Source organism: Marinobacter sp., from assembly GCF_040904845.1.
GTDB lineage: Bacteria > Pseudomonadota > Gammaproteobacteria > Pseudomonadales > Oleiphilaceae > Marinobacter.
The window spans coordinates 1-1291 of the sequence record NZ_JBBDSR010000041.1; the positions used below are offsets into that span (position 1 = coordinate 1).

The window sequence follows — 1291 nt, forward strand, 5'->3', positions numbered from 1 at the left end:
AGCGCACACGGACGTGCTTGTAGCGTTTCCCGGAAGGCCCTGGCCGCCCCGCTTTACCACCAAACTAAAAGGCTACAGAGACTTAAGGCCGGCAATCAGCGCATTGTTTTGCTCGGACGTTCCAATGGTAATTCGAAGAAAATCACGGATTCTGGGCTTGTTAAAGTGGCGGACGATGATGCCCTGCTCTCTCAAACCCTTTGCCAATACTTCGCCTGCCAGAACCTTGTGGCGGGCAAAGATGAAGTTAGCCTTGGACGGCAATACCTCGAAGCCAAGTTCTTCCAGCGCCTTGGTCACTCGCTCTCGCTCTGAGATCACACCCGCGCAGCATTTCTGGAACCAGGCCTCATCTTCGTAGGCGGCTTTGGCACCTGCCAGGGCGAGACGGTCCACGGGGTAGCTGTTGAAGCTGTTTTTGACGCGATTGAGTGCTTCTATCAGGTCGGGATGCCCTACTGCAAAACCGACACGCAGGCCCGCCAGCGAACGAGCTTTGGACAGGGTCTGGGTCACCAGCAAATTTGGATACTGGTCAACCAGCGAGATGGCGCTTTCGCCGCCGAAGTCGATGTAGGCTTCGTCCACTACCACCACCCGATTCGGGTTGGCCTGGAGGATCTCTTCGACGTGCTGCAAGCCGAGATAGCGTCCGGTTGGCGCATTCGGATTCGGGAAAATAACCCCGCCGTTCGGCTGCCTGTAGTCCGCCGGATTGATTTCAAAGCTGTCGGTCAGGGCGACGGTTTTACCTTCGATGTTATAAAGACCGCAGTAGACCGGGTAGAAGCTGTAGGTAACGTCCGGGAACAGCACGGGCTCGCCGTGCTGGAACAGGCCGTAAAAGATGTGAGCCAGGACCTCGTCGGAGCCATTGCCAAGGAAAATCTGCTCCGGTTTGACATGGTGGTAGCCGGCGATGGTCTGGCGCAGGCTTTCGCCCTCTGGGTCCGGATAGAGGCGCAGGCTGTCGTTGAGCTCGGCTTTGATGGCATCGATGACCCTGGGTGACGGGCCATAGGGGTTTTCGTTGGTGTTCAGCTTCACCAGATTCGCCATCTTCGGCTGCTCGCCCGGCACATACGGCACCAGGTCGTTAACCAACGGGCTCCAGAACTTGCTCATTTTTCACCCTTGATGCGATATTCCGCCGACCGGGCATGGGCAGTCAAACCTTCCCCACGCGCCAATACCGACGCCACACGCCCCATGCGATCCGCGCCGCCGGCACTGAAGCCGATGAGGGAGGAACGCTTCTGAAAATCATAAACCCCCAGCGGCGAGGAGAACC

General features: G+C 57.8%; 2 protein-coding genes. Both read right to left on the reverse strand.

The window, feature by feature from the left end:
- Positions 1-72: 72 nt before the first annotated feature.
- Positions 73-1125 (reverse strand): histidinol-phosphate transaminase, encoded by a 1053-nt coding sequence (hisC, locus tag WD429_RS04430; protein WP_368420964.1) that lies wholly within the window; start codon positions 1123-1125, stop codon positions 73-75.
- On the reverse strand, positions 1122-1291 hold a 170-nt coding region (locus WD429_RS04435; protein WP_368420965.1), incomplete at its 5' end, for a histidinol dehydrogenase. The genes hisC and WD429_RS04435, both read right to left, overlap by 4 nt.